Consider the following 14,894-nt stretch of genomic DNA (forward strand, 5'->3'; position numbering starts at 1 on the left):
TAAAACCTGCTGTTAGTTAACGGCAGGTTTTAGGGTTATTTTAACATCGCCACACTCCAGCATTTTGCTGCCGTAATACGGATTGCGTATTTCTTCCGACTCACTTAACCAGTAAGCCTTTTTCATGGGGCAGTATTGCTGATAAAGGGTTTGCTTATTAATTTTCAGGGCTGATACCAGTGCATACATATTTTTGGATAAGCTCTCAAAATGTTCCCGCTGATGGTCAATCTTATCCGTTTCACTGATGTGACGAGCATCAAATTTTAGTTGATCTGCATATTTAGCTAATACCTTTTGCTGTGCGGGCAGTAATTCTTTACCCGGTTGTGCTGACAATTCAGATAATAATATCCCTGCGCGGCTTTTAGCCAAGGGAGCATTATCTGCTGCCAGCGAGTTCTTTACATTAATATACGCATTGGTAATATGATCAATAGTATTTACTTGTGGCGCTTTAACAGCAAATAAGCCGCAGGAAATAAAAAATCCAATAATAATATTCTTCACAATTAATTTATAATTTGGTTAACAAAGCTATTAGTATTTCGCTCCCCTGTTTATTTATTTTTATACTGATCGATGATCTTCTTGCAACCAGCTTCTATCATTTTAAAAACAGGGGTAAATTGTGTATCATCATAATAAGGATCGGGAACTATTTTATCGCCTAATAACAGTTTTACCTTTGCGCGATGCGCATCATCGCCGGCCATCGCTAAAATATCCGAGAGGTTACTTTTATCCATTACCAGTATCAGGTCGAACTCATCAAAATCACTTTTGCGGAACAAACGGCACACCTGCCCACTGATGTCGATACCCTGCTCGCGGGCGGCCTTAACCGATCGTCTGTCGGGGCCTTCGCCTACATGCCAGTTGCCTGTGCCTGCCGAATCTATCTCCCAATCCAAACCCTCTTGTGTGGCCAGGTGCTGCATAATACCTTCCGCCAGCGGCGAACGGCAAATATTGCCCAGGCAAACCATTAATATTTTCATAAGGTAAATGTGAAAATATGCAGTATGCTGATGTGCAGATATTTATTTGCACATTCAAGCATCAGCATAACTGCACATCAATTATTAGCCAAACAACTCGTTTAATACTCCTGCTAAACGTACACCGCCTTTTAGTAATTGGTTATTAAGCAGGCTGATGTATTTAAAATTGTATTTATAACCATTTATGTTCTCTCCGTTTTGGGCGTCTGCATAAATATTGTCCGCTAACTTGCTCGACTCAAACAACCATTGGCTTATCGGTGCTTTTTGCCATTCGGTGCGCTCGGTGGCCGTAGTATGGTTTATCGCGTTAGCATATTCGGTATAGCTTAACTGCTGAAATTCTATTAATTGCGTATCCCATATAGAATGCAAGTTGGTAGGTGTGCTGAACCAGTTCACCTTTATATCATTACCTCCCTTATCCGCAGTGTGTGCAGTATGCATGGGCTGGTGAACATCTTCCACAATATGGATAAGCATACGCAGGTAAAGTAATTTATTGGCTTGCGGCAGATCTTTCTTTTTCAGTTCACCTATTAAAAAGTTCAGCTTGGTGTAAGCATCCACGCTGGTATCCTTTAATAAAAATGCCTGCATTTCCGGATAGGTGTATGGCTTATCAAAATCAATATAATGCCAGCTGGAAAGGTAGCTGTACGCCGGATCGGATTTAATAAAATCAGCCCAATTACTGGCCATAGCTACCGACTCATCTCCTAAAATTGCCTGTATGGCTTTACGTGCTTTGGGGGTAAGGTAGCTTTCGGCTATCTGGCCGCAAACCCGGTGCCCGGTGGTACCCCATGCCATACTTTGCAGGGGCAGATACATAACAGCTACTCCTAACAATAGCTTTTTTAATACATTCAGTTTCATATATAATTTACAAGGGTTTGGGAATACAAGTACTCTTTTTTATTAAACGTAATTCAAGAGGTATAACGCTGGATGTGGGATTAAATTGAATAAGCGAGTCGGTTTTTTTACCGATCACAAATTCTTCTTCATAAACACCCGACCTGAAGCATCCTCCGGGCTCTTTATAACTCATATCAGCATTGCAGAAAAGTCCCTTCAAATGCAGGGTGTCACTCTTTTGATAATAGTCGCCTTTAGCATACTCAGCCCAATGACCGCTTTTATAACACGTATCCGCCCCGGGATTGGTTTTACTGAATGATTGCACGCTTACAAAAAAAGAATCGCAGCTGAATTTAAAATGGTATAAAGAATAATTAACCAGCTGTTTCTCCATACTGATACTGTCCTGCTGCCACTCACCCTGCAAATAATCCGTTCCCAGTGTTTGCATATCCGGATTGAAACGGCAGGAGAGCGAAAGCATTAAACCAACAGCTAACAGGACAAAGACAGGTGTTTTTTGCATAGTATTTAATACCCTCTCCTTTTGTGGGAGAGGGTTAGGTAATGATCTTATTTTAAGCTGCCTATCATATTTCCAGGCTTCACCCATTCGTCAAACTGTTGGCTGGTAAGTAATTCCAGCTCTATGGCCGCTTCACGTAACGATTTATTTTCCTTTAATGCTTTCTTAGCAATTTTGGCCGCATTCTCATAACCGATATGCGGATTAAGCGCGGTTACCAGCATCAGCGAATTTTCCAGGTGCTTTTTAATACCGTCGTAATTTGGTTCAATGCCCGATGCGCAGTGGTCAGTAAACGAAACGCAGGCATCGCCTATCAGCCTGGCAGATTGTAAAAAGTTCGCCGCCATAACAGGCTTAAACACGTTAAGTTCATAATGTCCGTTTGAGCCGCCTATGCTGATGGTTACATCGTTACCCATTACCTGCGCGGCAACCATGGTAACCGCCTCGTTTTGGGTTGGGTTAACCTTGCCCGGCATAATAGATGAACCCGGTTCATTATCCGGGATATGTATTTCGCCGATACCCGAACGCGGTCCCGAAGCCAGCATGCGTATATCGTTAGCTATCTTCATTAACGATACCGCTATCTGTTTTAACGCGCCGTGGCTCTCCACAATAGCGTCATGCGCAGCCAGTGCCTCAAATTTGTTTTCGGCAGTAACAAAAGGCAGGCCTGTAAACTGGGCAATGTATTCCGCCACTTTAACATCATAGCCCTGGGGTGTATTTATACCCGTACCAACGGCAGTACCACCCAAAGCCAGTTCGGAAAGGTGGGGAAGCGTATTTTTTAACGCCTTTAAGCCATGATTTAGCTGCGATACATAACCCGAGAACTCCTGTCCCAAAGTTAGCGGAGTGGCATCCATCAGGTGGGTACGGCCAATTTTAACCACACTTTTAAAAGCTTCGCTTTTAGCCTGTAAGGTATCGCGCAGTTTCTCCACACCGGGGATGGTTACATCCGTCAGTATTTTGTAGGCCGCGATATGCATAGCTGTAGGGTAAGTATCATTTGACGACTGCGATTTATTCACATCATCATTAGGGTGAATAAAAGTTTTACCCTCACCCAGTTTATTACCCTGCAAAACGTGTGAACGGTTGGCTACCACCTCGTTCACATTCATGTTTGATTGCGTGCCCGATCCGGTTTGCCATATCACCAGCGGAAACTCGTTCGCCAGTTCCCCTTTCAATATCTCGTCGCAAACCTGTGCTATCAGGTCGCGCTTTTCGGCAGGCAGTACGCCGCAATCCGTGTTGGTATAAGCGGCGGCCTTTTTAAGGTAAGCAAAAGCCTCTATGATCTCCTTAGGCATTGATGCCTCCGGACCTATCTTAAAATTATTGCGCGAGCGCTCGGTTTGCGCTCCCCAGTATTTATCGGCAGGCACCTGTACAGGGCCCATGGTGTCATGTTCGGTTCTGAAACTCATTATAATAGTACTTTGTTGCGGGTGCAAAGTTAGGATTTTATGCTTAGTTAGCTAAATGCCTGCCGGTAATCTTTTTAGTACAATGTATATTAACACCCCCATTGCCACATCCCGGTAAAAATCACGAACAAAAAGCCTTCTGCAACTGTTGAACTATTAGCGTTTGCTTAATTTTGTATAACCATGGCTGATAAAAAAACACTGATACTTGGCGCAACGCCCGACACCGGTCGTTATGCTAACCTGGCTGCTAACCGACTGGTAAGCCGCGGACACAGCATTGTTAACGTAGGCATAAAAACCGGCGAAGTAGCAGGTGTACCCATAGAAAAACCCGAAACCATCCACACCGATATTGATACCATTACCCTGTACGTTGGTCCGCAGAACCAGCCGCCCCTGTACGACTATATACTTAACACCAAACCCAAACGCATCATATTTAACCCCGGCACCGAAAACGCCGAACTGCGCCGCATGGCCCACGAAAACGGCATAACCACCGACTACGCCTGTACGTTGGTGCTGTTATCTATAGGCCAGTATTGAGATTCTTATTAATTTCCTTCTTATACCTATAATCTATATATGTTATCCTAAACTTATTTTAGGAATTAATAATATATTGGCTAAATATTCCCGCTAACTCATTCAACACTTGTTATTTAAAATAATAATATATACTATTGTGTATTATTGACACAATATCTGTTTTTTTGTGTCAGCACAACCAATCAATTATTTTATTATAACCTGATATTAACCACTTAAAAGAGTGTTCCTCATGAGAAAAAACTACACTGTATGCACGGTATTGTCCGTTTTTGCGCTGGTATGCCTGCTGCAAATCCCGGGCTTCGCCCAAAACAAAAAAAGCGCGCCACAGCTTAACACCAAAAATGTAAAGCAGGTGGTAGCCGCCATGACGCTCGAAGAAAAAGCCAAGATGGTGGTAGGGATGGGTTTCCGTATGCCGGGCATGCCGCCGCCGAGTAAAAAACAAAAAAAGGAAGGTGTGGATATCGGCGGGTTCAAGCTCCCCCCTTCCGATCCGGATGCTTATAACATTCCGGAGCGAGTGCCCGGTGCTGCTGGTCGTACCCATGCTATTGCGCGCTTAGGTATCCCGTCGCTAACCGTTTCCGACGGGCCTGCGGGTTTACGTATTCAGCCCAAACGCGATGGCGACAGTGTTAAAACTTATTATGCCACCGCTTTCCCGGTAGCTACTTTACTGGCTTCCTCCTGGGATACCTCGCTGGTACGCAAAGTAGGTGTTGCCTTTGGTAACGAAGTGCGCGAGTACGGCGTGGATATTTTATTAGCTCCCGCCCTTAACATTCACCGCGACCCGCTGGGTGGCCGTAATTTTGAATACTACTCCGAAGATCCTTTAGTATCCGGCCGCATGGCCGCTGCCATAGTAGAGGGCATCCAATCGAACGGAGTGGGTACTTCCATTAAGCACTTTGTAGCCAACAACCAGGAAACCAGCCGTAACAGCATCAACACTATAGTAAGTGAACGTGCCCTGCGCGAGTTGTATTTAAAAGGTTTCGAGATCAGCGTAAAGGCTGCCCAGCCGTGGACGGTGATGTCATCATACAACCTGCTGAATGGCACTTATACGTCCGAACGCCGCGACCTGCTCACCACCATTTTAAGGGGAGAGTGGGGTTTTAAGGGGTTCGTGATGACGGATTGGTTTGGCGGTAAGGATGCCGTTGCTCAGATACACGCCGGTAACGACCTGTTAATGCCGGGCAGCCCTAACCAGTCGGAAGCCATTGTAGAGGCTGTTAAATCGGGCAAACTAAATGTAAAAGATCTGGACGAAAGCGTAGAGCGCATACTACATATTGTGCTGGAATCGCCTACGTTCAAAAAATACAAATATTCTGATGCACCCGATCTTAAAGAGCATGCCGAAGTTTCGCGCATGGCGGCAGCTAACGGTATGGTATTGTTAAAGAATGATGATAGCGCCCTGCCGCTTAAGAGTGGCAAAAGCGTGGCTGTTTTTGGCAATACCTCTTATGATATTATAGCAGGCGGTAGCGGTAGCGGCGATGTAAACAAGGCCTATACCATATCACTTTTACAAGGGCTGGATAATGCAGGCTATAAGGTAGATGCTAACCTTGCCAACAGCTATACCGGCTACATTGCTGATGCTAAGGCCAAACGTCCTAAACAGCGCAACTTTTTTATGCTGCCGCCTCCCATCCCTGAAATGGATGTTACCGGGATGATAACTACCGAAGCCGAAAATACCGACGTAGCCCTGGTTACCATTGGCCGCAACGCGGGCGAAGGTGCCGACCGTAAACTGGAGAATGATTTCTATCTGTCGGATACAGAAAAAGCCATGCTGAAAAGTATTTCGGATGCCTACCATGCTAAAGGCAAAAAAGTAGTGGTGGTATTAAATATAGGCGGAGTTATTGAAACTGCCAGCTGGCGCGATTGGGTTGACGGTATTTTATTGGCCTGGCAACCCGGCCTGGAAGCAGGCAACGCCATCGCCGATATATTAAGCGGCAAGGTAAATCCATCTGGCAGGTTAGCTACTACCTTCCCGGTTGATTACGGGCAGATACCTGCCGGTAAAAACTTCCCGGGCACCCCGGCAGCAAAACCTACACAGGTAGTGTACGAAGAAGGCATGTACGTAGGTTATCGTTACTTTAACACCTTTAATGTAAAACCGGCGTATGCCTTTGGTTATGGTTTATCGTATACCAATTTTGATTTCAGCGATATTAAACTGAGTGATAAAAACTTCAACGGTACGCTTACCATAAACGTAAGGGTTAAAAATACCGGGTCTGTTGCAGGCCGCGAGGTAGTGCAAATGTACCTGTCGGCACCAACCAAAACATTGGATAAACCATCCGAAGAGTTGAAAGGTTTTGTTAAAACTGTGATGCTGCAGCCGGGGCAATCGCAGGTTGTGGGTTTTGTTATACGCGCTACAGATCTGGCTTCATTCAATACCGATAAACAAGCATGGATAGCCGATGCAGGAAAGTACACGGTTAAAATAGGTCCATCGTCTGAAGACATCAAACAAAGTGAGAGTTTTAACCTGGCTGCCGATATAATTACTGAGAAGGTAAATAAAGCATTAGTACCACAACAGCCAATTACCGAACTAAAAAAATAAACCCCTATGCGTACCAATTATAAATTTTTACTATTGACAGTCCTGTTGCCTGTAGCGGCATCGGCCCAAAACAAGTGGACAGAAACCAAAAAGGGCGATGTTGTTTTTGTGAACAATAAGAATGGCCGCGAACTGGGCTACTCGGCAACATCGGGAGTTAAAATTTTAACCGTAGATGGCCTGGCCTTTAAGGATCTGAACAAGAACGGAAAGCTGGACAAATACGAGGATTGGCGCCTGCCGGTTGATGAGCGGGCAAAGGACCTGGCCGCTAAAATGAGTGTGGAACAAATAGCCGGGCTTATGTTATACAGCCGCCATCAGCCTATACCGGCGGCTCCTGCGGGGCCGTTTGCTGGTACGTACAACGGTAAGGTGTTTGCCGAAAGCGGCGCAAAGGCATCAGACCTGTCTGACCAGCAAAAGCAATTTTTAAAGGATGATAACGTACGTCATGTGCTTATTACCTCGGTACAAAGCCCGGAGATTGCCGCTCAGTGGAACAACAACGCGCAGGCCTTTGTAGAGGGTATTGGGCTGGGTATACCAGCCAATAACAGTTCCGATCCGCGCAACGGAACGGTGGCCACGGCGGAATATAATGCCGGTTCGGGAGGCACTATTTCCATGTGGCCCGGGTCATTGGGGCTGGCGGCCACTTTCGATCCTGCGGTAACACAAAATTTCGGGCACATTGCGGGGCAGGAGTATCGCGCGCTGGGTATAGCCACCGCGCTTTCGCCACAGGTTGATATCGCTACCGACCCGCGCTGGGCACGTGTAAGCGGCACTTTCGGCGAAGATCCGCAGTTAGCAGCCGATATGGCACGCGCTTATATTGATGGTTTCCAAACCTCAACCGGCAGCAGCGAATTAAAGGGCGGCTGGGGATATGCCAGCGTTAACGCCATGGTAAAGCACTGGCCGGGTGGCGGCGCAGGCGAAGGTGGCCGCGACGCGCACTATGGCTTTGGCAAATATGCCGTGTATCCGGGTAATAATTTCGCGCAGCATTTAATCCCTTTTACCCAGGGCGCTTTTAAGTTGAATGGCAAAACAGGTATGGCTGCCGCGGTAATGCCTTATTACACCATCTCTTACAATCAGGACACCAAAAACCACGAGAACGTAGCCAACAACTACAACAAATACATTATTACCGACCTGCTAAGGAACAAATACCATTATGATGGTGTGGTATGTACCGACTGGCTGGTGACCGGTGATGAAACCGCAATAGATAATTTCTTGTCGGGTAAATCATGGGGGATGGAGAAAGCCAGCGTAGCCGAGCGTCATTACAAAATACTAATGGCCGGGGTTGATCAGTTTGGGGGTAATAACGAAGTAGCGCCCGTAGTAGCTGCTTACCAAATGGGCGTAAAAGATCACGGTGAAGCATTTATGCGTGCCCGGTTCGAGCAATCTGCCGTGCGTTTATTGCGTAATATCTTCCGCACGGGTTTGTTTGAGAACCCTTATCTTGATCCGGAAGCTTCGCAAAAGCTGGTGGGTAATCCCAACTTCATGAGCGCGGGTTACCAGGCGCAGCTAAAATCAATAGTGATGCTGAAGAACAAGAACGGCATACTGCCGCTGCAACAGGGCAAAACCGTTTACGTACCAAAAAAATACACGCCGGCCGGTCGTAACTTTTTGGGTATGAACACCCCCGAAAAACTGGAGTACCCGGTTAATATGGATATCGTAAAAAAATACTTTAAAGTAACCGATAACCCCGATGAAGCCGACTACGCGCTGGTATTTATCAGCAGCCCGGCGGGCAATGGCGGTTACAACAGTGAGGATGCTAAAAACGGCGGCACCGGGTATGTGCCCATATCGCTGCAATACGGAAAGTACACTGCTGAAACTGCACGTGCCACCAGTATTGCCGGGGGCGATCCGTTAGAGAGTTTTACCAACCGCAGTTACAAAGGCAAATCAACCATAGCTACCAATACAACAGATTTAACTATGGTAACCGATACCTATGCTAAAATGAAAGGCAAACCGGTAATTGTTTCAGTCAATATTAATAACCCTATGGTTTTCGGCGAGTTTGAACACGATGCCGATGCCATCATAGCCGACTTTGGTGTACAGGGACAAGCCAGCCTGGATATTCTGACAGGAAAAACAGAGCCATCAGCCTTGTTGCCTCTGCAAATGCCTGCCGACATGAAAACCGTTGAAGCACAATTTGAGGATGTACCGCATGATATGAAATGCTATACCGATAGCGAAGGCCATTTGTATGATTTTGGCTACGGACTAAACTGGAAAGGTGTAATTAAAGATAATCGCACGGCCAAGTATGTTAAACCCGTTGCAAAACCATAAATTCGTTTTAAACCTTAAATTATGAAACGCTTTTTTGCCCTACCGCTAATATTGTTGCTGGCCTGCTGCACCACAGCACAAACTAATTTGAATATTGTAAAAACCGATGCCGGGGATATATCAGGAGCGGTTAACCAGGATGGCAGCGTACATATTTTTAAGGGGATACCCTTTGCCGCACCACCCGTGGGTGATTTGCGCTGGAAAGAGCCTCAACCTGTAAAATCCTGGAGTGGCGTAAAAGCATGTACCGCCTACGGCCCAAGTCCTATGCAGGCCGAACCTAACCCGTTTGGGGTATATACCAAAGAGTTTTTGATAGCCAAGCAGCCCATTAGCGAAGATTGCCTTTATTTAAACGTGTGGACAGGCGCACAATTATCCGGAGAAAAACGCCCCGTACTGGTGTATATTTATGGCGGGGGATTTGTGAGCGGCGGTACCAACGTACCCATTTATGATGGTGAGGCCATGGCAAAAAAGGGGATCATTTTTGTGACAATAAATTACCGTGTGGGCATATTCGGTTTTTTTGCCCATCCGGAGCTTACGAAGGAATCACCGCACAGCCAGTCAGGCAATTATGGCATTATGGATCAATTGGCGGCTTTGCAGTGGGTACAAAAGAACATAGCTGCCTTTGGCGGCGACCCGGAAAAGGTAACCATAGCGGGGCAGTCGGCAGGATCCATGAGTGTAAATTATTTAGTGACCTCACCATTGGGCAAAGGCTTATTTAACGGAGCCATAGCCGAGAGTGGCGCTTATATGCTGCCCGACCCATCCGGAGGAACGTCGCTGGCACAAGGCGAGCAAAGCGGCGTGGAGGCGGCTAAAGCATTAAATGCGAATTCGCTTGCCGAACTGAGGAAACTGCCCGCTCAGGAATTATTAAAACAAAACAACTTCAGGCCTATAATAGATGGTTATGTGATGCCAAAAACTCCCCCGGCCATTTATGCGGAAAACCAAGAGAACAAAGTGGCTTTACTAACCGGATGGAATGAGGATGATGCCTTTTTTGGCGAACTGAAAGATGCTGCCGACTATAAGGCGCAGATGCAACACCGTTTTGGCGACAAAGCTGCTGAAGCATTAAAACTTTACCCCGGCGGAAACGATTCGGTGGCAAAGGTTTCGCAGATACGCTTATCGCGCGATGGGTTGTTCGGCATACAAAATTACAGCTGGGTAAATGCCCAAAGCGCAAAGAACGGTGCGCCGGTTTATCTTTACCGCTTTACACGCCGTATGCCTGCCACACCGGAATTCGAGAAATACGGGGCCTTCCATACCGGAGAGGTGGCTTATGCTTATGATAATCTGAAATTTGTTAACCGCCCTTTTCAACCCGTCGATCAACAACTGGCCAACACCATGTCGGCATACTGGGTAAACTTTACTAAAAACGGAAATCCTAACGGCAAAGGCTTACCGGAATGGCCCGCTTATAATACACAAACCAACATGACCATGATATTAGGCAAGGAAACCAAGGCCGAGCCATTGCCGGATAAGGCCGCTTTAGATTTCACCATAAAACAACTTACTCAACACTAACTAAACTATATATTAACTGATGAAAGCGGTGGCCTAAAACCATCGCTTTTTTTGTTTTTGGGGGATAAATATTTTTGAATTTCATTCATGCAAGGGGAGAGCGCAAAAAACCATCTCCACTGCATTTAAACGCGGTTTTCAATTTTAACACTTGCAAAATCTGTTAATTTTTTTACCTGTAACCCGTGTTTGAGAGGTAACAAATTTTTGGTTTTTACCGCTGTAAGGCGGTAGAGCGGTAATAATTTTCGAAGGGTTTCCCGGCCCAATTTCAGCACTTTTTGAGTATAATAAATATACGAAAAACTAGCAGGATTTGAAAGGCGGGGTTTGAGCATAACATAATGAAAATTGATATTTTACCAGCATTACAAACGTCAATTTTGGCTGAAGCCATACCTATCTCTAATTCTTCCGTCCCATAAATGGGACGGCAATGAAGTTAGTAGCTGTTTTAGTTTACTTTTTTCTAAAGTCCGTATCTTTGCTATTCCTAAAACCCATAAATGGGACGCCAATAAATACATTTTTGTACCTTTAAAACCAACCTGTTACCAATACCTTAATTCATGAAATACAAAGCTGCTGTACTGGCCCTGTTATGCTTTCTATTGCTGCAAAATGCCTGGGCGCAAACCGTTAACACCCTATTGCTTGATCATCCCTGGAAGGCCCAATGGATAACCGTTCCTGATGCGCCGGCCAAAAGCTACGGTGTTTACCATTTCCGTAAAAGTATTGCGCTGGATGCAGCACCCAAAAAATTCATCATCCATGTATCGGCAGATAATCGTTACAAATTATATGTTAATGATCAACTGGTTTCGCTTGGCCCGGCACGCGGGGATATGTATTACTGGAATTACGAATCCCTTGACATAGCTCCTTACCTCCTGGCCGGAAAAAACATGATCCGCGCCGTGGTTTGGAACGAGGGAGAATACCGCCCTGAAGCACAAATAACCGACCGTACCGCCTTTATGTTGCAGGGGGATACCCCCGCAGAAGAAATACTGAATACCAACAACACCTGGCAGGGTATACGCGACCCGGCCTATCAACCCCTAACGGGCGTGGGGTACAGCACCTATTATGTGGCAGGTCCCGGTGAAATGGTAAACATGCACCAGACTGTTAAAAACAATAGCGATACCGAATGGAAAGCCGCAAAAAATATTGACCGTGGCAATCCCAAAGGAACGGTAAACGCAACAGGGTGGATGCTGGTACCGTCATCGCTGCCACAAATGGAACTAAAAACGCAACGCCTGGCAACTACCAGGCAAGTTACGGGCGTTAATATTCCGGCCAGCTTCCCGGCGCGAAAAGGCGGATTCGCAGTGCCGCCACATACCAGGGCATCCTTCCTGCTCGATCAGGGGTTCCTCACCAATGCCTATGTAACGCTCAATTTTAGCGGGGGCAATAACGCGGGCATATCGCTCACGTATGCCGAGTCGCCCATGATTAATGTGGGCAACATTTACCAGATAGTAAAACCCAACCGTAACGAAACTGTGGGGTTCAAATTTGTGGGCCGCAAGGATAGCCTGATAGCAAATGGCAGCAACGGGCAAGGTTTCACCACGCTGGCTTACCGCACCTTCCGTTATATTTTGGTAAACATCAGCACCGATGATGAACCTTTAACTATTGATGATATCTATGGTACGTTTACCGGCTATCCGTTTAAGCTGAATGCCAGCTTACAGGTTGCCGATCCTGAAGTTCAGCAAATACTGGACATTGGCTGGCGCACCGCGCGTTCATGCGCAATGGAAACCTATATGGATTGCCCCTATTACGAACAGCTGCAATATATAGGTGACGGACGCATACAGGCATTAGTATCGTACTTTAACAGCGGCGACGACAGGCTGGCCCGCAACGCCCTTAACCAGATGGATCATTCGCGGCTGGCAGAAGGGATTACGCTGAGCCGGCACCCATCCTACACGCCGCAGATCATCTCCACCTTTTCACTTTGGTATATCTGCATGCTGCATGATTACTGGATGTACCGCCCCGATACCGGTTTTGTAAAAAGTAAGCTGAACGGCACCCGTGAAATACTGAATTTTTTTAGCCGGTACCAGCAAGCCGATGGCTCGTTAAAAAACGCCCCGTACTGGACCTTTGTTGACTGGGTAGATAGCAAAGGCTGGGATTTTGGTCAGCCGCCAAAAGCAGCAGACGGCACATCGGCCATATTGGATATGCAATTGCTGCTCACTTATGAGCAAGCTGCAGAAATGGAAAGCAAATTGGGTATGTCTGTGTACGTACAGTTATATCAAAACAAAATAGCGCAATTAAAAGCTACCATTCAGCGTAAATATTACGACAGTAAAAAAGGCCTGTATGCCGACACGAAGGATAAAACAACATGGTCGCAGCACGCGAACGCGCTGGCCATTTTAACCGGAGTTGCTGGCGTCCATACAGCCGCATTAAGTAAAAAACTGGAGCGTGATACTACCTTGGTACCTTGTACTATCTACTTTAAATATTACCTGCACAGGGCCTTAATAAAAGGCGGTTTAGGAGACGACTATATGAATTGGTTGGGCGTTTGGCGCGATAATATTAAGATGGGCCTGACCACCTGGGCGGAAATTTCGGACCTGCAGCACAATCGCTCAGACTGCCATGCCTGGGGGGCCAGTCCTAATATTGAATTTTACCGTACGGTGTTAGGCATCGACAGTTATGCCCCCGGCTTTAGTAAGGTTAAAATAGAGCCGCATTTAGGTAAAATGGAAAAAGCATCGGGGCAAATACCTCATCCTGATGGAACTATAGCGGTAAATTATGTGAAAAGTGGCGGAAAGTGGAGTTTAAAGATTGGGTTACCCGGCAAAACTACCGGAATTTTGGTATGGAAAGGAAAAAACTATCCTTTAAGCGGTGGCAATAATAATTTTAATTTATAATTATATAATTATGCCTGTCGGGTAAATTGTGAAATTTTAAATATACATACAGCAGATGAACTGTATATTAGAGCAATCTTGTTTGTTAAATGTCATATCATGTCAGGCTTATTAAGCAACAGGAAACCTTTAGGGATATAAACTGTTATACTATGACAAGGCGCTATACTGTTATTCCTGCTTTGTTAATTTGATGCTTAATATTATAGTTTAATAATATCTATTTATTATTAAAAATGTGATATTTACAGCACGATCCGGGCTAATGGCCTGTTAACTATATCAACGGTTCATGAAAAGTACTACTGCTCCATTAAAGATCCTCTCTATAGATATCGGCGGATCGCACATTAAAGCTACAATTTTAGATAGTAAAGGTAAATTACAAATAGATTATCAGAAAGTGGTTACCCCATCGGAAGCTGACCCTGACAATGTAATTAAAGCCATAAAAACCTTAGTTAAAGGCTTTCCTCCCTATGACAGGATATCAGTTGGCTTTCCGGGATACGTAAGGAACGGCGTTGTAAAAACAGCACCTAATCTGGGCAGTCACTTTTGGGAAGACGTTGATCTGAGTAAAAAATTAAAAGAAGCCTTAGGTAAGGAAACCCAGGTAGTTAACGATGCCGATATGCAAGGCCTTGGCGTGGTGAATGGCCAGGGGCTTGAAATGGTAATTACCTTAGGTACAGGGTTTGGTACCGCCCTTTTAATGAACGGCCACCTGCTGCCACATCTGGAGATAGCTCACCACCCTGTGTCTAAAGGGCGTGATTATGATGAGTATATCGGTGATAAGGCCCTGGATAAAAAGGGAGCTGAAAAATGGAGCCGCCGCGTAAAAAAGGTTTTTAAAATTTTGAAAACCGTATTCAATTACGACACATTATATATAGGAGGAGGAAACTCCAGCAAGCTTAAATTTAAGCTTGATAAGAACATGAAAATAGTAACAAATGCCGATGGTATAAAAGGGGGAGCACGATTGTGGGATGAGGACAGAAAACCCCTGAGTAAAATAGGTATTGCCACACCCACCAAATAAATTAA

Annotated in this window: 11 protein-coding genes; 6 read left to right on the plus strand and 5 right to left on the minus strand. The window is 45.6% G+C overall.

Annotated features, from left to right (window positions below; translation table 11 throughout):
- Positions 1-12 precede the first annotated feature (12 nt).
- The 5 genes from I5M19_RS10690 to fumC form a co-directional block, all read right to left on the minus strand.
- A complete protein-coding gene (locus I5M19_RS10690; protein ID WP_200066322.1) occupies positions 13-510 on the minus strand; it encodes a DUF3347 domain-containing protein in 498 nt (165 codons plus the stop codon).
- A 50-nt stretch (positions 511-560) separates the two neighbouring features.
- A complete protein-coding gene (locus I5M19_RS10695) occupies positions 561-1,001 on the minus strand; it encodes a low molecular weight protein-tyrosine-phosphatase (protein ID WP_200066323.1) in 441 nt (146 codons plus the stop codon).
- Positions 1,002-1,085: 84 nt separating this feature from the next.
- Complete coding sequence (locus I5M19_RS10700; protein WP_200066324.1) at positions 1,086-1,883, minus strand: S1/P1 nuclease; 798 nt, start codon at positions 1,881-1,883, stop codon at positions 1,086-1,088.
- Positions 1,884-1,890: 7 nt separating this feature from the next.
- Positions 1,891-2,394, minus strand: coding sequence for a fumarate hydratase (locus I5M19_RS10705; RefSeq protein WP_200066325.1), 504 nt, complete (start codon positions 2,392-2,394; stop codon positions 1,891-1,893).
- Between the two features lie 47 nt (positions 2,395-2,441).
- Positions 2,442-3,839 (minus strand): class II fumarate hydratase, encoded by a 1,398-nt coding sequence (gene fumC / locus I5M19_RS10710; RefSeq protein ID WP_200066326.1) that lies wholly within the window; start codon positions 3,837-3,839, stop codon positions 2,442-2,444.
- A 183-nt stretch (positions 3,840-4,022) separates the two neighbouring features.
- Here fumC and I5M19_RS10715 point away from each other — a divergent pair, with 183 nt between their 5' ends.
- The 6 genes from I5M19_RS10715 (at position 4,023) to I5M19_RS10740 (ending at position 14,889) form a co-directional block, all read left to right on the plus strand.
- Complete coding sequence (locus I5M19_RS10715; RefSeq protein WP_200066327.1) at positions 4,023-4,388, plus strand: CoA-binding protein; 366 nt, start codon at positions 4,023-4,025, stop codon at positions 4,386-4,388.
- Positions 4,389-4,623: 235 nt separating this feature from the next.
- The gene (locus I5M19_RS10720) at positions 4,624-7,005 is read left to right on the plus strand and encodes a glycoside hydrolase family 3 C-terminal domain-containing protein (protein ID WP_200066328.1); all 2,382 of its coding nucleotides are present in this window, start codon (positions 4,624-4,626) and stop codon (positions 7,003-7,005) included.
- Between the two features lie 6 nt (positions 7,006-7,011).
- On the plus strand, positions 7,012-9,348 hold the full coding sequence (locus I5M19_RS10725) for a glycoside hydrolase family 3 protein (RefSeq protein WP_200066329.1): 2,337 nt from the start codon (positions 7,012-7,014) through the stop codon (positions 9,346-9,348).
- A gap of 21 nt (positions 9,349-9,369) precedes the next feature.
- The gene (locus I5M19_RS10730; RefSeq protein WP_200066330.1) at positions 9,370-10,908 is read left to right on the plus strand and encodes a carboxylesterase/lipase family protein; all 1,539 of its coding nucleotides are present in this window, start codon (positions 9,370-9,372) and stop codon (positions 10,906-10,908) included.
- Positions 10,909-11,477: 569 nt separating this feature from the next.
- Positions 11,478-13,841, plus strand: a complete 2,364-nt coding sequence (locus tag I5M19_RS10735) for an alpha-L-rhamnosidase-related protein (protein WP_200066331.1) — start codon at positions 11,478-11,480, stop codon at positions 13,839-13,841.
- 292 nt (positions 13,842-14,133) lie between these two features.
- Positions 14,134-14,889 carry an ROK family protein gene (locus I5M19_RS10740; RefSeq protein WP_200066332.1) on the plus strand — a complete coding sequence of 252 codons (756 nt, stop codon included), beginning with the start codon at positions 14,134-14,136 and terminating at the stop codon, positions 14,887-14,889.
- Positions 14,890-14,894 lie beyond the last annotated feature (5 nt).

Origin of the sequence: Mucilaginibacter segetis, assembly GCF_016522075.1 — a bacterium.
In the GTDB taxonomy this organism is placed as follows: Bacteria; Bacteroidota; Bacteroidia; order Sphingobacteriales; family Sphingobacteriaceae; genus Mucilaginibacter; species Mucilaginibacter segetis.